The organism is Micromonospora sp. CPCC 205558, assembly GCF_036902955.1.
Taxonomy (GTDB): Bacteria; Actinomycetota; Actinomycetes; order Mycobacteriales; family Micromonosporaceae; genus Micromonospora.
This window is the reverse complement of the sequence record NZ_JBAKHR010000031.1, coordinates 63,974-81,115: the sequence shown is the minus strand read 5'-3', so window position 1 is coordinate 81,115 and position 17,142 is coordinate 63,974. Positions and strand designations below refer to the sequence as shown.

At 69.8% G+C, this 17,142-nt stretch carries 21 protein-coding genes; 10 read left to right on the top strand and 11 right to left on the bottom strand.

The window, feature by feature from the left end; genetic code table 11:
* Nucleotides 1-132 precede the first annotated feature (132 nt).
* Nucleotides 133-549 (bottom strand): MerR family transcriptional regulator, encoded by a 417-nt coding sequence (locus tag V6U86_RS27830; protein WP_334508287.1) that lies wholly within the window; start codon nucleotides 547-549, stop codon nucleotides 133-135.
* An 89-nt stretch (nucleotides 550-638) separates the two neighbouring features.
* Here V6U86_RS27830 and V6U86_RS27825 point away from each other — a divergent pair, with 89 nt between their 5' ends.
* Entirely contained in the window at nucleotides 639-1,544 is a 906-nt protein-coding gene (locus V6U86_RS27825) for an MBL fold metallo-hydrolase (RefSeq protein ID WP_334508285.1), read from the top strand.
* A gap of 22 nt (nucleotides 1,545-1,566) precedes the next feature.
* Here V6U86_RS27825 and V6U86_RS27820 read toward each other — a convergent pair whose 3' ends face one another.
* Nucleotides 1,567-1,767: a DUF397 domain-containing protein gene (locus tag V6U86_RS27820; protein WP_334508283.1), complete on the bottom strand. Its 201-nt coding sequence runs from the start codon at nucleotides 1,765-1,767 to the stop codon at nucleotides 1,567-1,569.
* The gene (locus V6U86_RS27815; protein ID WP_334508281.1) at nucleotides 1,760-2,647 is read right to left on the bottom strand and encodes a helix-turn-helix domain-containing protein; all 888 of its coding nucleotides are present in this window, start codon (nucleotides 2,645-2,647) and stop codon (nucleotides 1,760-1,762) included. The genes V6U86_RS27820 and V6U86_RS27815 overlap by 8 nt, the downstream gene beginning before the upstream one ends.
* A 225-nt stretch (nucleotides 2,648-2,872) precedes the next feature.
* Between V6U86_RS27815 and V6U86_RS27810 the strand changes: the two genes are divergently transcribed.
* The 3 genes from V6U86_RS27810 to V6U86_RS27800 are packed head-to-tail and all read left to right on the top strand — an operon-like array spanning nucleotide 2,873 to nucleotide 3,605.
* Complete coding sequence (locus V6U86_RS27810) at nucleotides 2,873-3,175, top strand: DivIVA domain-containing protein (RefSeq protein ID WP_334508278.1); 303 nt, start codon at nucleotides 2,873-2,875, stop codon at nucleotides 3,173-3,175.
* The gene (locus tag V6U86_RS27805; protein WP_334508276.1) at nucleotides 3,172-3,423 is read left to right on the top strand and encodes a hypothetical protein; all 252 of its coding nucleotides are present in this window, start codon (nucleotides 3,172-3,174) and stop codon (nucleotides 3,421-3,423) included. The genes V6U86_RS27810 and V6U86_RS27805 overlap by 4 nt, the downstream gene beginning before the upstream one ends.
* A complete protein-coding gene (locus tag V6U86_RS27800) occupies nucleotides 3,420-3,605 on the top strand; it encodes a hypothetical protein (protein ID WP_334508274.1) in 186 nt (61 codons plus the stop codon). The genes V6U86_RS27805 and V6U86_RS27800 overlap by 4 nt, the downstream gene beginning before the upstream one ends.
* 87 nt (nucleotides 3,606-3,692) lie before the next feature.
* On the opposite strand, the gene V6U86_RS27795 is transcribed toward V6U86_RS27800, so the two are convergent.
* On the bottom strand, nucleotides 3,693-4,190 hold the full coding sequence (locus V6U86_RS27795; RefSeq protein ID WP_334508272.1) for a hypothetical protein: 498 nt from the start codon (nucleotides 4,188-4,190) through the stop codon (nucleotides 3,693-3,695).
* A 119-nt stretch (nucleotides 4,191-4,309) separates the two neighbouring features.
* Between V6U86_RS27795 and V6U86_RS27790 the strand changes: the two genes are divergently transcribed.
* Nucleotides 4,310-4,444 (top strand): hypothetical protein, encoded by a 135-nt coding sequence (locus V6U86_RS27790; protein ID WP_334508270.1) that lies wholly within the window; start codon nucleotides 4,310-4,312, stop codon nucleotides 4,442-4,444.
* Between the two features lie 472 nt (nucleotides 4,445-4,916).
* Here V6U86_RS27790 and V6U86_RS27785 read toward each other — a convergent pair whose 3' ends face one another.
* The 5 genes from V6U86_RS27785 to V6U86_RS27765 form a co-directional block, all read right to left on the bottom strand.
* On the bottom strand, nucleotides 4,917-5,399 hold the full coding sequence (locus tag V6U86_RS27785; RefSeq protein WP_334508268.1) for a DUF4926 domain-containing protein: 483 nt from the start codon (nucleotides 5,397-5,399) through the stop codon (nucleotides 4,917-4,919).
* Between the two features lie 252 nt (nucleotides 5,400-5,651).
* Complete coding sequence (locus V6U86_RS27780) at nucleotides 5,652-5,876, bottom strand: hypothetical protein (protein ID WP_247675012.1); 225 nt, start codon at nucleotides 5,874-5,876, stop codon at nucleotides 5,652-5,654.
* Nucleotides 5,877-5,885: 9 nt separating this feature from the next.
* Nucleotides 5,886-7,169, bottom strand: coding sequence for a WXG100 family type VII secretion target (locus V6U86_RS27775; protein ID WP_334508263.1), 1,284 nt, complete (start codon nucleotides 7,167-7,169; stop codon nucleotides 5,886-5,888).
* Complete coding sequence (locus V6U86_RS27770) at nucleotides 7,166-7,510, bottom strand: type VII secretion target (protein WP_334508261.1); 345 nt, start codon at nucleotides 7,508-7,510, stop codon at nucleotides 7,166-7,168. Before V6U86_RS27770 ends, V6U86_RS27775 begins: the two co-directional genes overlap by 4 nt.
* Nucleotides 7,497-7,940 (bottom strand): YbaB/EbfC family DNA-binding protein, encoded by a 444-nt coding sequence (locus tag V6U86_RS27765; protein WP_334508259.1) that lies wholly within the window; start codon nucleotides 7,938-7,940, stop codon nucleotides 7,497-7,499. Before V6U86_RS27765 ends, V6U86_RS27770 begins: the two co-directional genes overlap by 14 nt.
* 189 nt (nucleotides 7,941-8,129) lie before the next feature.
* On the opposite strand from V6U86_RS27765, the gene V6U86_RS27760 reads away from it, so the two are divergent.
* On the top strand, nucleotides 8,130-9,074 hold the full coding sequence (locus V6U86_RS27760) for a TAXI family TRAP transporter solute-binding subunit (protein WP_334508257.1): 945 nt from the start codon (nucleotides 8,130-8,132) through the stop codon (nucleotides 9,072-9,074).
* A gap of 16 nt (nucleotides 9,075-9,090) precedes the next feature.
* On the opposite strand, the gene V6U86_RS27755 is transcribed toward V6U86_RS27760, so the two are convergent.
* A complete protein-coding gene (locus V6U86_RS27755) occupies nucleotides 9,091-10,539 on the bottom strand; it encodes a sensor histidine kinase (RefSeq protein ID WP_334508255.1) in 1,449 nt (482 codons plus the stop codon).
* Between the two features lie 6 nt (nucleotides 10,540-10,545).
* Nucleotides 10,546-11,229, bottom strand: coding sequence for a response regulator transcription factor (locus V6U86_RS27750; RefSeq protein ID WP_334508253.1), 684 nt, complete (start codon nucleotides 11,227-11,229; stop codon nucleotides 10,546-10,548).
* Nucleotides 11,230-11,371: 142 nt separating this feature from the next.
* Here V6U86_RS27750 and V6U86_RS27745 point away from each other — a divergent pair, with 142 nt between their 5' ends.
* Genes V6U86_RS27745 through V6U86_RS27730 form a run of 4 tightly spaced genes read left to right on the top strand, consistent with a single transcriptional unit; the run spans nucleotide 11,372 to nucleotide 16,361 of the window.
* A complete protein-coding gene (locus tag V6U86_RS27745; protein WP_334508251.1) occupies nucleotides 11,372-12,394 on the top strand; it encodes a tripartite tricarboxylate transporter substrate-binding protein in 1,023 nt (340 codons plus the stop codon).
* Nucleotide 12,395: 1 nt separating this feature from the next.
* Complete coding sequence (locus V6U86_RS27740) at nucleotides 12,396-12,857, top strand: tripartite tricarboxylate transporter TctB family protein (protein WP_334508248.1); 462 nt, start codon at nucleotides 12,396-12,398, stop codon at nucleotides 12,855-12,857.
* Between the two features lie 20 nt (nucleotides 12,858-12,877).
* Nucleotides 12,878-14,383: a tripartite tricarboxylate transporter permease gene (locus V6U86_RS27735; protein ID WP_334508246.1), complete on the top strand. Its 1,506-nt coding sequence runs from the start codon at nucleotides 12,878-12,880 to the stop codon at nucleotides 14,381-14,383.
* A 58-nt stretch (nucleotides 14,384-14,441) separates the two neighbouring features.
* Nucleotides 14,442-16,361 carry a Na+/H+ antiporter NhaA gene (locus tag V6U86_RS27730; protein ID WP_442935016.1) on the top strand — a complete coding sequence of 640 codons (1,920 nt, stop codon included), beginning with the start codon at nucleotides 14,442-14,444 and terminating at the stop codon, nucleotides 16,359-16,361.
* Nucleotides 16,362-17,142 lie beyond the last annotated feature (781 nt).

Genomic DNA, 17,142 nt, shown 5'->3' with positions numbered 1-17,142 from the left:
ACCCAGGGATCCTGACCTGTCGTCCTGACCAGACAGACACCGGGGTTACGAGACGTCCCTTAGTGAGAACCCGAGGTCGGCCCGTTCACTCTCGCCCCGCTCACATCGGACACAGCATCCCGAACCGTTCTCTCAATGCTGGAGATCCGGTTCTGACTGTCGTGTCTCTGATGCCGACCTGGTGGCGAAGCCGCTGCAGTCGGGGCAGGTCGACACCACCGGGTGGGCGCAGGCGAGTACGTGGTCAAGGAACTCCTGCGCGGCCTGCAATCGGCGGATCTGGCCGAGGACCCGGTCTCGCCGGTCCCGCACCAAGGCGGCGCGGCGCTGACCGTCGCCGCGATACAGGTCTCCGATTTCGGCCAGTGACATGCCGGCCCGCTGGCAGAGCCGGATCAGACGCGCCCGCGTGATCGTCTCGTCGTCGTAGATCCGGTGTCCGTTGGCGAGCCGGGCCGGTTCGAGCACCCCGACTTCCTCCCAATGCCGCAGCACATGCGTTGGGACGCCGACCAACGCTGCCGCGTCTCCGATTCGCCACGTCGTCACGCAGGCTCCTTAGGAATTGACTTCAGGTCGACCTGAACTTCTACGGTGCTCCCCCTGGCGCGTGGTGCGCCAGGGTAGGGGAGAAGCTCATGATCCACGGGGTACGTCAGGCTGCGGTGGCGGCCGGTGCGTTGGCTGCGGTGCCGTACCGCATGATTCGGCCGCGCCCGATCGACCGGCACTTCCTGGCCGGGCTGTCCGACGCCGGTATCCCGCGCGGGGATGTCGAGGTCGAGCTGATCGCATTGGACCAGACGGTGCGGACGGTGCCGACGCCACTGATCGCCGAGGCCGTCCGGAAACCGCGCCGGATCGGCAACGCCCTGACCACGTACGTGATCCGGCATCCGGAGGTCACCGTGCTGCTCGACCCGTCGGTCTGTGTCGACGTCAGCGACCGGGTGATCGGCGAGCTGCCGTGGACGTTGCGGCCGGCGGTGCGGCCGCGCTATCAGGTGTTGCCGACCACGACGGCGCTGGAACGGGCCGGCATCCCGGCCGACACGATCACCTTCGCGCTCCCCACCCATCTGCACTGGGACCACGTCTGCGGACTGCTCGACCTTCCCGGCCTGCCGGTGATGGTGCGCGAGCGGGAGCGGGACTGGATGATGTCCGGCGACGCTGCACCAGCAGGCGGCGTCCGCGCTGCCCTGCAGGGCCGCCAGGTGGACAGCTACGAGCTGGAGGGGCCGCCGGTGCTCACCTTCGAGCGCAGTCACGACCTGCTCGGCGACGGGTCAGTGATCATGGTCGAGTTGGCCGGGCATACGCCGGGAAGTGCCGGCGTCCTGCTCCGTACCGCCAGCGGGCCGGTGCTGGTCGCGGGTGACGCCGCCTGGCACGGGTTGCAGATCGAACACGTCCGGCAGAAGGCGCCGTACCCGGGGCGGCTCGTCGACGACGATCGCGACGGAGCCTTCCGTACGCTGCACCGGCTGCACGCCGTCCGGAACCAGGTCCGCATCATCCCGACCCACGACCCGAGCGCCTGATCCCTGGTCCGAATCAGCTGCCTCAGCGGTGTTGTGCACCGTTCGTCAGCGCCGTGAGAAAGGCGGACCATCCGGGACGGCTGAACTGAAGGCTTGGGCCAGCGGGGTCTTTGGAATCGCGTACCGCCACCTGGGAAAGGTTGGTGGCGACCTCGACGCAGTCGCCGCCGTTGTCGCCGCTGCGGGTGCTCTTGCGCCAGACGGCGCCGGTCAGGTCAGTCATGCCGCATCTCCCCAGCGATTTGCTTGATCATGTCAGTCGATTCTGCCTCGCCGAGGGCCAGCGCATCCAGCCCTCGCCAGACGCGCTCGTAGGCGGCCAACTCGTCGGGCTTGTCGAGGTACAAGGCACCGGTCAACGACTCGCTGTAGACCACGGACGGTTCCGGCGCGGTACGACCGCCCTTTGTCGCCGGGAAGTCGAGGATCACGAAGGATCCCGCAACCGCGCCAGGCTGCGGGCCTGCTGCCAGGGGCAGCACCCTGACGCTGACGTTCGGTAGCTCGGACAACTTGGCGAGGTGAGCGAGCTGCTCGGTCATGACGGGCGAGCCGCCAACACCACGCCGAAGCACCGCCTCAGATAGCACGCATTCAACCCTGGGAGCTGCCGGCAGGCGCCGAAAGAGCAATGCCTGCCGTTGAAGCCGGACCTGAACTGCCCGCTCGCGTTCGTCCTCGTTCAGCATCCCGCCAAGGCGATAGAGCGCGCGGGCGTACTCCTTGGTTTGAAGGATCCCAGGGATGAGCGACTCGTCATAACGACGGAGGTGCGCGGCGGCGGATTCCAGGCCGACGTACAGCTCGAACCAGTTCGGCACCGCATCGCCGTACGCGTGCCACCAGCCCTTCGACTTCGTCTCCACGGCCAGCCCGCGCATCGCCTCGGTCATCTCGGGCGACACCCCGTACAGCTCGCACATCGCCTTGACGTCGAGCACCCGGACGGAGCCCTGGCCGCATTCGAGGCGCCAGATCTTCTGCCGGCTGTATTCGAGGGCTTCGGCGGCGGCGTCGAGCGTCACCCCGGCCTCGTTGCGGAACTGCCGCAGCAGCCGGCCGAGTTGCCGGCGCGGGACAGTCGATCCAATGTCGTCGGGCATCCGCACACTCCCTGGTTCCAACACGCAACACTGCGTGACCTGCTCCTGCAACTCCTACGGGTTTCAGCAAAGAAAGTCAATGCACAACGGGGAAATCGCGGTATTGAACGTTGCGTTTCCGATGCGGACTGTCGCAGGCTGGTCACAGCACGGCGGCCGGCCGGTCCCCCCGAACGGCCGCCGTGCATCCCCGAAGATCCCTGCGCGGCGGGAAGGCAGGCAGACATGAACGCCAGAAACCAGCGACCGGAGCCGCCGCGCGGTGGCGCTGGCTACCGCTCCGCCGCGTACACCAGTCTGTTGCCGTGGCAGGTGCGTGAGCGTCGCTTCGCACCGGTCGGGCTCGGACGTCGCGGTCTGAACCCCGACGACGTGTACGCCTTCCTCGACCGGGTCGCCGTCGACATGGCCGCCGTCTACGCCGCTCTCGCCGAGAGCCGCCGCGAGACCGCCCGGATCAAGGCCGGGCTGCGTCGCTGGCAGACCGACCACGCCGGCACCCGCAACGAGCGGGACCAGGCCCGATGAGCCAGCGGTACGTCGTCCACCTGCCCGTCGTTGCCAACGACCTGCCTGCCGCGCAACGCCTGGCCCGGGTCATCGGCCGATGGATGCTGGTGCTGCCCATGGCGGACCCGGGGGAGACTACCGTTTCCGAGGAGGACCAGCAGTTCCTCCGTCACCGGGTCTTCTGTGACCTGCTGATGCCTGGCGGCCGGCGTTGTCTCCTGCGCGACGGCCACGATGGCGACTGCTTCCGCCGCCTGCGCCGGTGAGGGAGGCAAGCGAGCCGATCACCTTGGTCGAGGCGATCGAACGGCTGAGCAGTGGAAGGCAGGCTGGCCAGTTGAGCCCGGCGCTCATCATCACTGAGAACGGCCGGAGGACAGACAAGCCGCTGCGGCTGGTCGCCCCCTACGACCTTCCGCTGCTGACCGCCGCCCTCGCCATTGCGTGAGCACCCCCGTAAACCAAGCGGATGCGCGCCGCTGGTTCGGTAAGCAGGAGTCCGATCCAGCGGCGCCGCTAACTGAACCGACGAGGGTCAGCCCGCGAGGGAGCCCAGGCTGAAGCCGTCGAGCAGGTTGATCAGCTCGTCGTCGCGGGTCACCTCGTAGCCGCGTTGGCGCAGCTCGGCCACCAGTTCGCCCTCGCCAGCAACCGGAACCTCCAGGTAGTCGCCGTCGTGCACGGTGGCCCGGCGCTTGCCGTAGCGGTCCTGGAGGTCCTGTGGCAGCACCGTGAACGCCCGCACCGTGACCATGGGCGGCCAGGTTCCGTCCTCGACCGCACCCACCGCGGTGATGGTGAAGGGCTTGTCGTCGGCGTACCCGTCCTCCGGCTCGTGGTATTCCGGGCCCGCGGGGTTCCACAGGTGGGTCATCTGGACCTGCCGTGCCTCGCCCCAGGTTTGCGCGGCGGCGAGCGCCCGGATCTCCGCGGCCTCCTCGGTCGCGGTGCCGGCGTCGGCGAAGGCGAGGCAGTCGTGCGCCGTGGCGTGGCCGTAGACCAGGCGCTGGGTGTTCGGGTGTTGCGTCGTCATGGCGCACATCCTGCCTCAGACCTACGACTTCCAAGATCGTCTTACGGCCGGGGCCCTCTCCACCGGTCGGTTGACCGAGAGGCCGGCCCTTCCCGGTCTCCCCACCTGGAGAAACGCCCATGTCCGACAGCGTCTTCGCGCAGCGCACCGCCGACGACGACCAGCTCGAAGTTGGGCTGACCGAGCCGTGGACGCGTACGCTGGCCGGCCCCGTCGCGGCCCGGGGCGGACTGCTCCGGTACGGGTCGCCGTGACCAGCGGTCGGCTCCGCTACGACCAGGAGGGCCGCCTCGCCAGAGGCTGACGACAGCCAACACCTCGAACCGGCAACAAGAGCAGGGTGAGTACCGGGTTGGTCACGGCGGATGACGTCGATCCTCTGCTCGATCTGCGGCAGGTGCCGGCGTACTCAGTCGGCTCCGGTCGGGAATCGCTGGCGCCCGCTCGATCCGTCGTCAGGTCACGAGACGGTAGTCAGGAACGTGAGGGTGGCGTTCCTCGATGGGCTTGTCCATCGGTCGGACGGTGACGCCGTCTGGAATAGGCGCCCGACACACATGGATCCCCTCCCTGCAGGTGTCGCACCAGAACGAGACGTACCCGGCGTTGGCTGCGGGCTGAGCGGTGAAGACGATCCGTAGGGTCCGCCGCCCGCAGTTCGGGCAGGCGAGATCTGACGCCGCCGGCAGCGCACGGTAGACGACGTCGTACGCCGTCTGCCACTCATCAAAGGTTGCCATCGCGCCGCACTACCTGGTCGGCCCGCAGCGTGACCATGGCGAGGGTGCGGCCATCGGCGTCGGTGAACTCGACTTCGTAAATAGGCGGGGGGCCTTCGAAGACGTCAACGACGGTTCCCACTGCACCCGCAGACAGTTGTTCACTTGGCCGGGCCTCTCGGAGCTCGACCACGTCGTGCAGCGCCAACTGGTCATCCTTCCTCTTTCGGGAACTGGTGATCGGTCTCCGGCAGTTGTTGCTGGCAGCCGTCACGAGACCGTTGCGCCAGTGGCTGACGATCTCCTGCCGTACGGCGGCCGGTAAGTCGTCGATCCACAACGACCCGAGGTTGTTGTCGACGATCTCCTGCAGGCGATTGGTGGTCTGCCGGTCCGAGAGGCGGGAGATCAGGAACTCCAGCGTCCAGTCGAACAACCCTCCGGTCGCGATCCAGTCGACGCCAGGTTTCAGGACGATGAGACCAGCCATTACTTCCCCACAGTGAATACTCGTGGACCAGGCATCAGTCCAATAGGCGCCGCCTGTTGCGAGTTGAACCTTCGAACGTCTAGGTGACGCATGGGTTTGGTCCTGGTCCTGTGTGGCGTCAGTGGTAGCCGAGGATCCGTGTCCTGCCTCCTGCGCGACGGCCACGACGGCGGCTGCTCCCGCCGCCTGCGCCGCTGACGTTTAGCACGGTCTACTACGGTTGCGCAGCCCGTAGAGACCGGCGCCATTCGCTCAGCTTGCGAACAGCATTCTCGTCGGAAACTCACCGCTCGATCGCCAAGCCTTGACGATCTTTGACGCGATCGCACCCGCAGCTGAGTTGAAATCGCCATCTTCGACACGGGCGTCGAGGGTGTGCGGATCGATCGTGAGGATTCGATCAAACCTGTCATCCAACCCGAACTCGTACCGAACCTCGCCTGCGGCCGCCTCCACGCGCCGTGCGGTCACCATCATCCCCACGTTCTAGCCTCCAATACCCGAGTAGTCTTCGTAGGTCGGCCCGGGTATGAACGTCTCCCAATTGGACACCTGGTTGGCGGCAAGATGGGCTTCCCGGTATGCCGCCTGCGGGTGTGTCCGGTAGTACTGCAGTTCTGCCAACTCGTGCTCCAAGAGTGCGTAATCCTCGGGCAGTGGGCTACCTCGCCGTAAACGCAGCCACGCCTCAGCCATGGGCGGGCTCGGATCGTATCGTTGGTGGATGACTCCGCCCGCATAGTCATCCATTGGGTGGGCGTCGAAGAAGACGTGCCGGCGGATCTGCTCAATCTCCTCCTGAGAGAAACCTCGGGAACCGTCCAGGCGGGGCGCGTCTCCGACGTGGCCAGCTATGACGTCGGCATCGGCCTGCTGGCGGATCGCCTCGTACGCCTCCTCCGCCCAACGGTCCTGCCCTCCGTAGTCTGCAAGGTTACGAGGTCGAGTGGTGTGGCCTCCATGAACGCCGCGAGCCCCATCTGCTGTGTTCGCTGGACGCCCGCGCGGAGTGTCGCCAAGTCGGCCCAGGACTTGCTTGAGTTTCTCGATGAGGTCGCCGAGCCGGCGTACCTCCGGGATCAGCCGCCGCAGACTCGCCAGCAGCCCGCGTAGCAGCCGCGCGATCCGCGCCCCCCAAGACGCGACCAGGGTCGTCACCTGCTCCACGACCAGCGGCGCGGCCAGCCCGCCGGTGATGAGGAGTTCACCCGCGTATACGATGATGCGGGACACGCAGGTGGCGATGGCGTCGCGGACCAGGAGCCGGACGGCCGCTACCAGGCCGGCGGCGCCTTCGGTGATCGCGGCCAGGGTGTCGGCGCCCTGGGCGAGGCCGGTGATGGCCTGGTGTTGTTCGTTGGCCCAGGCCCGGTAGGCGGGGCCGGCGCTGCCTCCCCAGCCAACGACGTCGGTGCGGACGGCGCGAGCCAGTTCGGCGGCGTCGTCGCGCAGTGACCCGGCGACGTTGCGCCAGGTCTGGGCGTGTGCGGTGATCTGCGCGGGGTCGCCGGCGAGCCAGTTCAGCGCCTCGCTGAGCGGCTTGACGTGTTCGATGAGCCAGGCGATCCCGTACTGGAGCAGGGCGCCGACCGGGTCGGAGACCAGGGCGAGGGCGTCCAGGCCGGCGCTCACGACGCCGAGGCTGCCGTCGATCCAACTGCCGTTGCGGACGCCCTGCGCGATGAGGTCGATGTCCTCGCAGATCCACACTCCCGCCCAGGCGCTGGGCGGGGTGTCCGCTGCGGCGGCGACGAGTGGGTTCGACGTCACGGACGCTGCCGCACCCCGTCGGGCCGGTGCTGCCGCACCCCGTCGAGCAGGTTCTTGGCGTGGGCGTCGGAGCTGCGGTAGCGGTCGGCGCCGACCCGCAGCTTGCCGGCGGTGTCCCGTACCGACGTGGCGGCGGTGCCGATGCCGTCGACCAGGGCCTGCTGTAAGCCGTCGAGCAGCACCGGCATCATCGCGCAGAGCTGCCCGTAGGCGTCCGCGCCCAACCGGACGTGCCGGCCTGCCTGGTGGGCGGTGTCGAGGCTGCCGGCGCAGCGGTCGAGGCGCGCGGCATGGGCGGTCAGGTCGTCCGGGTCGACCTGGATGCCGTCACCGGCGGGCATCGTTCGACCCCTGGTCGGGGAGAAGCCGGCTGCGGTACGAGTCGATGATGGCCTGCGCGCTCGCGTCGTCGCCCAATGCCTCCGTGGTTGCGTCGCTGACCTTTCGGAGCAGGTCGGCGCGCGCGGCAGTGGTGGTCTCCAGGATCTGCCGCGCGGTGCGCGCTGCGGGCTGTTGCCGGATGCGCTCGTCGAGTTGCAGGTCGATCAGCAGGCCGGCCGAGTCGACGCTGACCTCGACCGTCCGGTCGGCGTTGCGGGCGGTGCCGGTCAGGTTCCGCGTCGTCGCCGATAGCGTTTTCGCTCGTTCCGCCCGCTCTGCGAGCGACGTTTCCCACTCGTCGAGCCGGCGCTCCGCCGCGTCGAGCGCAGCGTCATCCGCCCACATGCCGACCCTCCCCAGGGGAGCGCCGCCGGCGGCAACCAGCGACATCACCGGCACGCTACCAACCGGTGGCGCTGCGTGCATGCCCCTCAGGGTGGTCACAACGGGCCCGCCCGCTCCGCGCGATCTTGCACTTACTGTCGCGACAAAGGAGTCAGAATCCGGCATCTCGACGACCGAAACTGCAAGATCGGCGCGGTGGGGCGGGGCGGGGCGGGGCGTCCGTATCATCTCGGCATGACGCGGTTCAGTCGGCGGGCGGTGTTGCTGGCCACCGGCGGGCTGCTGGTGGGTTGTTCGCGGCGGCCCGAGGCGGACGAGGTTCACCTGCGGCTGGCGACCGGGCCGGCGGGGGCGGTCTACCGGCGGATCGGCGGTGCGTTGGCCGAGCACATCTCGGCGCGGGTGCCGGGTGCGACGGTGAGTACCGTGCCGAGCGGCGCGTCCACCGACAACATTCGAATGCTGCGGGCTGGTGCGGTGCACCTGGGGCTGACGAGCCTGGACGCGCTGATCACCAGCGACGGCAGCGCGCCCGCCGGCCTCTCGGCGATCTGCCGGCTCTACGACAGCCACCTGCATCTTGTGGTCATGGCCGGTTCGGCGATCGACGAGTTTCGCGACCTTGCGGGCAAGCGCGTGTCGCTCGGTGCGCACGACTCGGGCACCGAGTTCACCTCGCGGCGGGTGCTGCAGCTCGGCCCGGTGCGCGCCGTCGGCCGGAATCTCAGTCAGGCCGAGTCGGCGGCGGCCCTGCGCGACGGCACGATCGACGCGATGTTCTCGCTGACCGGCGTCCCGACCCCCGCCATCACCGAGTTGGCGCAGCGGCACCCGATCCGGATGATCCCGTTGGACGCGCAGGCCGGCGGGCTCTTCACGGCGTACCCGGGTCCGTACGCTCCGGCGACGATCCACGCGGCCGCCTACGCCGGCGTTCCGGCCACCCGCACCGTCGCGGTGCCGAACGTGCTGCTTGCGCGCGACGACCTGCCCGACGACCTGGTCTACGCCATCACCGACACGGTCTTCCGGCACACCGGGGCGATCACCTCCGCTGACCGCGACGATGCCGGGACCCTTCCGGAGGCGTGGCAGATCAACGTGCGGACCGGGATCTCCACTGCATCGGTCCCACTCCATCCGGGCGCGGCGGCCTGGTTCCGCGACCGCAAGCGCTGACGCCCGCGACCCGCCGTCAGACCGGCGTCGATGCGGAAGCGTCGGACGGTGAGGCCACCCGGGGAGCGACCGGCAACACCACCACCGCGGCGAGCCCGTGCCCGGACCCGTCCGGACGCGGCAGGCCCTCCTCCAGCCGCAGCTCACCCCCGGCCGCCCCGACCAGGTCGGCGCAGATGGCCAGGCCCAGGCCGGTCCCGGACACGTTCTGGTGCCGAGGCGACCGCCAGAACCGTCGCAACGCCTGGGCCCGCTCGGACCCGTCGATTCCCTGGCCGTCGTCGCGAACGGCGAGCGTGACGGTGCCCGCACCACCGGGTACGACCCGTGCGGTCACCTCCACGGCCTGCGCGTCGGACAGCCGCAACGCGTTGCTGATCAGCTCGTCGAGGATGCTGCCCAGGCCGCCCGGTGGTTCCAGCAACCACAACCCCGGGGGTACGTCGACCGCCAGCGTCTGCCCGGCCGTGGCCGTGAGCGCCCGCCACCGGTCCACTCGGGTCGCCAGCACCTCGTCGAGGTCCACCGGCGACGCCGTCCGCATGCTCGTTATCCGCGCGCTGGCCTGGAGCGAGCTCAGCAGCCGCTGCATCGCCTTCAATTCGTCGACGGCGACGTCGTACACCTGCTGCCCGTCGCCGTCGGGCCGCAGGTGGGGTGCGAGGCTCTCCACCGCGAGCCGGAGGCTGGTCAACGGGTTGCGTAACTGGTGCGACGCGTCGGAGACGAAGGCGCGCTGTCGCTGCGCGGCGTTCTCGACGGCGTCCATCATGGTGTTGAACGACTGCGCCAGCCGCCGCAGCTCGATGGGGCCGGCCTCGGCGTCGGCGCGGATGGTCAGGTCGCCCGCGGAGATCCGCGAGGTCGCGGCGTCCAGTTTCCGCACCGGCCGCAGCACCCACGCGGACACCGGCCAGGCGACGGCCGTCAGCGCGAGCAGCGGCAGCAGGCCGAGCCCGGCCAGCCGGGCCCAGCGGACGAGGATGAGCTCGCGCGTCTTGGCCAGGTCGGAGATCGTCACGACGGCGCCGACGACCTCACTGTCCCGGCCCACCGGCTCGGCCACGACGAGGGCGGCGTCGTCCCACGGCGCCCACTCCCCGGACGGTTCGGACCGCGCGCCGGCAAGCGCCGCGGTCACGATCCGGGGCAGTGCCGCCTCAACGCGCGCCGCTTCCTCGTACGCCTCGGCCGGCCCGAGCAGCACCGCGCCCGACGTGTCGATCAGCGCGACCGGGATGTCGTAGAGCTCGTGGTAGCGCGTCAACTCCTGCTGCAGCGCCTCGGTACGGCCGGTCGACAGGGCGGTCTCGGCCAGCGAGGCGAACCGGCCGACGTCGTTGAGCCGATTGACGTACGTCTCCTGCATCTCCCGTTCGGCCACGGTGACGCTGAGCGGCAGCCCGAGCGCCGCGACGAGCAGCACCGCGAGGGGGACCAGGACGACGAGCAGCCGGCGGTGCACGGCGGGTCAACCGATCAGCTCCGGCTGGTCGGCCAGCAGCCGATAGCCGACGCCGTGGACCGTCCGGATGACCACGTCCGGCCCCAGCTTGTGCCGTAGCGCCGCGATGTGGGTGTCCAGGGTGCGGCTGGACGACTCCCAGCTCGCGCCCCAGATCTGGTCGAGGATGACGTCACGGCTGACCACGTTGGGCGCCCGCCGGGCCAGCAGCAGAAGCAGCTCGAACTCCTTGCGGGTCAACGACACGAGGGTGCCGCCGACGGTGACCTCGTGGGTGCCGACGCCGATCCGTATCGGGCCGAGGACGAGCGGTTCGTCCGACTGACCGAGGGCGCGAGCGGCCCGGGTACGCCGCAGGACGGCGTCGATCCGGGCGAGCAACTCCGGGATGCCGAACGGTTTGACGATGTAGTCGTCGGCACCGGCGCGCAGGCCACGGACCCGCTCGTGCTCCTCGGATCGCGCGGTCACCGCGATCACGGCCGTCTGTGGGTGGTCCCGCAGCTTGCGGATCAGGTCGAGCCCGTCGCCGTCGGGAAGACCCAGATCGACGAGGACCACGTCGGACGGCGCCGCACGCCCGGCCGCCGCGGCGGTCGCGACGCGGTGGACCTCGAAGCCCGCCTGGGTCAGGACGGTCACCAGACCCCTCGCCACGCGGTCGTCATCCTCGATGACGGTTATCCGCATAGCAGCGGATTGTACGGCCCAGGTCGATGCTCGTGCCGCCCCGCTTCTTGGGATTTTTCTGACACCATCCCGGCCCCGACCAGCCGAGACTGGGTCCACCAACGCACCGAGGAATGTCCATGCGCTGATGGGAGGCCGTCGTATGCGAACGACCAGCAGGTACCGGGCCACCGCGCGAATGATCGCCGCGATCGGTGTCGTCTCGCTCGCCGCCGCCTGTTCCGGCAACGGGGGCGCCGCCGGTGGCGGCGACGCGGCGAGCTACCCGGACGACAACATCACGATCGTCGTGCCGTTCAGCGCCGGCGGCCCGACGGACACGGTCACCCGCATGATCGCCGAGCCGATGGCCGCGAAGCTCGGTGGCAAGATCGTCGTCCAGAACGTCGAGGGTGCCGGTGGCACGGTCGGCGCCGGTGAGGTGGCGCGGGCCAAGCCGGACGGCTACACCGTGCTCATGCACCACATCGGCATGTCGACCGCGCCCGCCCTGTACAAGAGCCTGGGCTACCGGCCTCTGGAGGACTTCGAGACGGTCGGGCTGGTGACCGAGGTGCCGATGACGATCGTCGCCCGCAAGGACTTCGCCCCCGCGACACTCCAGGACCTGGTGACGTACGTGAAGGCGAACGCGAACAAGGTCACGCTGGCCAACGCGGGCATCGGCGCGGCCTCGCACCTGTGCGGTCTGCTGTTCCAGACCACCACCGGTGTGAAACTCCAGGAAGTCCCGTACCAGGGCACCGGCCCCGCGCTGACCGACCTCGTCGGCGGCCAGGTCGACTTCATGTGCGACCAGACCACCAACACCAGCGGTCAGATCGCCGCGGGGAAGGTGAAGGCGTACGCGGTGACCACGCCCGAGCGGGTGAAGAGCCTGCCCGACCTGCCCACCACGGCCGAGGCGGGGCTGCCGCAGCTGAAGGTCAGCGTCTGGCACGGTCTCTACGTGCCGGCCGACACGCCCAAGGAGATCGTCCAGAAGCTGTCCGAGGCGCTGAAGGTGGCGCTGGCCGACCAGGCGGTCATTGACCAGATGGCCAAACTCGGCACCGCGCCGGTCCCGGCCCAGGACGCGACAGCGGAGGCACACCGGGCGAAGCTCGACGAGCAGCTCGGCACCTGGGCGAAGATCATCGCCGACTCCGGGGTCAAGGTCTCCTGAGATGGAGCGCCGTCGGTCGTTCCCGGACGTTCTCGCCGGGGGCGTCTTCGTCCTGATCGGTGGCGCATTCGTGGTGGGGGCGCTCGGCTACGAGTTGGGCACCCCGACGCGGATGGGCGCGGGCGCCTTCCCGCTGCTGGTCGGCGCGGCCGTTGTCGCGCTGGGCCTGGCGATCGCCGGCAAGGGGCTGATCGCCGGTGAGGTGATCTCGTTCGGGCCGATCCCGTGGCGGGCGGTCGCCGCCATCGTGCTCGCGGTCCTGTTCTTCGGGGTCACCATCCGGCGCCTCGGGTTCGTGCCGACGACGGCGGTGACCGCACTGCTCACCACGCTGGCCAGCGCCCGCGTACGACTGCTCACCGCGGTGGCCGTGGCCGCCGGTCTGACCGTGGCCAGCACGCTCATCTTCGTCGTCGGACTTCAGCTGCGGATCCCGCTGTGGGGCCCGTGGCTGGGGTTCTGACGCGCCATCCGGATTGAGGCATGGAACTCCTCGACAACCTCGCGTTGGGCTTCTCGACGGCCCTGCTGGTCCAGAACGTCCTCTACTGCTTCGTGGGAGTGCTGCTCGGGACGGCGGTCGGCGTGCTGCCCGGCATCGGGCCGACGGCGACGGTGGCGATGCTGCTGCCGATCACGTTCAGCTTCGAGCCGGTCACGGCGTTGATCATGCTGGCCGGGATCTACTACGGGGCACAGTACGGCGGGTCGACGACCGCCATCCTGATCAACCTGCCCGGTGAGTCGTCCGCGGCGGTCACCGCGCTGGACGGGCACGAGATGGCCCGCCAGGGCCGGGCCGGCCCGGCCCTGGCGGCCGCGGCGATCGGGTCTTTCGTCGCCGGTACGGCCGCCACCGTGGTGCTGGCCGCCGCGGCCCCGCCCCTGGCCAGTGTGGCGTTGAGGTTCGGCCCGGCCGACTACTTCTCGCTCGTGCTGTTCGGTCTGATCGTGTCGATCGCGCTGGCCCGGGGCGCGGCGCTCAAGGCACTGGCGATGATCGCGCTCGGCGTGCTGCTCGGCACAGTCGGCCAGGACCTCTACACCGGCACGCCGCGCTTCGTCTTCGAGCAGCGCGAGCTGTACGGCGGCATCGACTTCGTGTCGGTCGCCGTGGGCCTGTTCGGGGTGGCCGAGATCCTGCGCAACCTGGAGAACGAGCAGACCCGTACGGCGATCGTCAGCCGGGTGACCGACCTCTGGCCGACCCGCGAGGACCGGCGTCGCATCGTCGCCCCGATCCTGCGGGGCACCGGTCTCGGCGCCGCGCTCGGTGTGCTGCCCGGCGGCGGTCACGTGCTGGCCTCCTTCACCTCGTACGCCGTGGAGAAGCGGATCTCGAAGCGACCGCAGGAGTTCGGGCGGGGCGCGATCGAGGGTGTCGCCGGCCCCGAGTCGGCGAACAACGCCGCCGCGCAGACGTCGTTCATCCCGCTGCTCATCCTGGGTCTGCCCGCCCACCCGGTGATGGCGCTGATGATCGGTGCGTTCATCGTCCACGGCATCACCCCCGGACCGAACGTCATCAACGACGAGCCGGCGCTGTTCTGGGGCCTGATCGCGTCGATGTGGATCGGCAACGTGCTCCTGTTGCTGCTGAACCTGCCACTGATCGGCCTCTGGGTGCGCATGCTGCGCATCCCGTACCAGGTGCTCTTTCCGATGATCATCCTGTTCGCCGCGATCGGCACCTACTCACTGAGCTTCAACGCGTACGACGTCTACGCGATCGCGTTCTTCGGGATCCTGGGCTACATCCTGATCAAGTGCGGGTGTGAGCCGGCGCCCCTGCTGCTCGGCTTCGTCCTGGGCCCGCTGCTCGAGGAGAACCTGCGGCGCGCGCTCATCATCTCCCGCGGCGACCCGTCGGTCTTCCTGACCCGCCCGATCTCCGCGGCGCTCCTGGTCCTGGCCCTCGTCGCGCTCGTCGTCGCCATCCTCCCGACGATTCGCCAGCGCCGGGCGGTCGTCTTCGCCGGGGAGGAGTAGCAATCCGAACCGCGTGACGGTCAGGTCGGCGAAGATTGTCCGCGTGACGAGCGACAACATGCGCCGGGGCTGGACCAGCCGCACGGCCTGGGAGGGGCGGTTCAACGCTCCGCTGCGCGCGTTCCTGCGTACCGAGACCGGCGGCGCGCGGGTGGTGTTGATCGCCGCGGTGATCGCCCTCGGCTGGGCGAATCTGCATCTGTCGTCGTACGAGTCGGTCTGGAGCACCTCCCTCTCGTTCCAGCTCGGCGGCTGGAACGTGTCGCACGACCTGCGTACCTGGATCAACAGTGGCCTGATGACGCTCTTCTTCCTGGTCGCCGGGTTGGAGCTGCGCCGCGAGTTCGACATCGGCGAGTTGCGGGAGCGGCGTCGCCTGGCGTTGCCAGTCCTGGTCGGGGTCGGCGGCATGCTCGTGCCGATCGCGATCTATCTCGTGATCAACGCCGGGCAGACCACCATGGCGGGCTGGGGTGCGGTGATGGCCACCGACACGGCGCTCGCGCTCGGCGCGCTGGCCGTCTTCGGGCCGCGCTTCTCGGAACGGCTGCGGGGTTTCCTGCTGACCGTCGCCGTCGTCGACGATGTGGTGGCGATCGCGGTGCTGGCCATCGCGTACCCGCACCATCCCTCGCTGACGGCGCTGGTCGTCGCGGCGGCGATCTTCGGCGTGGTGCTGCTCGTCCGGGCCTGGGGTGTGCGGTTCGGGCCGGTCTACGGGCTGTTGGGGGTGGCGGCCTGGCTCGCCGTCTCGATGTCCGGTGTCGATCCGGTCGCGGTGGGCCTGGTGATGGGGTTGCTGACCTACGCGTACGCCCCCGGCCGCAGCGACCTGCAGCGGGCCAGCGACCAGTTCCGGCTCTTCCGGGAACAGCCCACCCCGCAACTGGCGCGGACGGCCCGGGCCGGGCTCACCTCGGCGCTGTCGCCGAACGAGCGGCTCCAGACGCTGTACCACCCGTGGGCGAGCTACCTGATCGTGCCACTCTTCGCGTTGGCCAACGTCGGCATCGTGATCGACGGCGAGCTGCTGACCAGGGCGGTGACCTCCCCGGTCACGCTCGGAGTCGTGGTGGCGTACGTCGTCGGCAAGCCGGCCGGGATCGTGCTCACCGCGTGGCTGGTGGCCCGGCTCAGCGGCAACCGGTTCCGGCCACCCGTCGGCTGGATCGCCGTCGTGGGGGTCGGCACGGTTTCCGGCATCGGGTTCACCGTCGCGCTCCTGATCGCCACCCATGCCCTGCACGGCCCGGCACTGGACGAGGCGAAGTTCGGCATCATCGTGGCGACGTTTGGCGCGTCCCTCGTCACCTGGCTGGTGTTCCGCGCCGTCGGGAGGCTCTCGCCGGCGCGGCGCTCACGCGCGCTGCTGGGCGTCACCGAGGGGATCGTCGACCTGATGCCGCCGGTCGATCCGAACCGCGACCACCTGCGCGGGTCGCTTGACGCGCCGGTGACGGTGGTGGAGTACGGCGACTTCGAGTGCCCCTACTGCGGTCAGGCCGAGCCGGTGGTCCGAGAGCTGTTGGCGGATTTCGCCAACGTCCGGTACGTCTGGCGGCACCTGCCGCTCACCGATGTCCACCCCCATGCGCAACTCGCCGCCGAGGCCGCCGAGGCGGCGGGGGAGCAGGGCGCGTTCTGGGAGATGCACGACCTGCTGCTCGCCCACCAGGACGCGCTCAACCCCGCCGACGTGCTCGGCTACGCCGAACAGCTCGGCCTGGACCTGGACGGGTTCCGGGAACACATGGTGAAGCGGGTGGGCGCGGACCGGATCGCCGAGGACGTCGACTCCGCCGACCTCAGCGGTGTCACCGGCACCCCGACCTTCTTCATCAATGGCCGTAGACACCACGGCGCGTACGACATCGCGGCCCTCTCTGCGGCGGTGAAGGCGGCGTTCGCGAGCGCGAAGCTCCGCCCCGAGTACCGCCCTCGCGATCCCGGGCACCGCGCGGGCGGCCAGGCGAGCTGACCGCGCGGGCGCTGGTCGTCACCCGGCCAGGTGGTCGACGGGTACGGATGGACTCCTCGCCTGGTGCCTGGTGCCTGGTGCCTGGTGCCCGGTGCTCGTCGCCCGGTCGGTGCTCGGTGTCCGGTGCTTGGCGCCCAGCGCCCAGCGCCCAGCGCTCGGTGCTCGGTGTCCGGTGTCCGGTGCTCGGTGCCCGGCGCTCATGGCTCGGCGCTCGTGGCTCGTGGCGCCAGCGGATCGATGGCTGAGTCGCTGGCGGGCCTTCGGGTGTATCGGCGGCTGCGCGGGCGCTGTCGTGTGGGTGGGCAGCTTCTGGGCCGAGCCGTGGACCGAGGGGATGGTGGTGGTCGTTGCCTTTGGAGCTGAATCGTTTGCGGCATCGCCGGCCAGTTGGTGTCGGTGGCCTGAATCGTTTGTGACATCAGCTCCAAAGGCAACGGCTAAGCCTGTCGCCCGGGAGCCGCAGGGCCGCGGAGCCGCAGGGCTCCGGGGTCCCGGGGTCCCGGAGTCCCGGGAACCCCGGGAACCCCGGAACCCCGGAACCGCGAGGCCCAGAACCCCGGAACCGCGGGGCCGCGGGGTCGCGGAGCCCTGGAGCCCCGTCGTCGGGTCGGTGGCGGAGTTGGCACGGGTGTATGCGACGGCGAGAATCGCGATGTCCTGACCGACTCCGATTTCGATTCAGACGCCGACGCCGACGCCGACGCCGACGCCGACGCCGACGCCGACGCCGATTCCGATCACGACCAGCGGCAGCGGCAGGCGGCGTCCGGCCCCGTTGAGC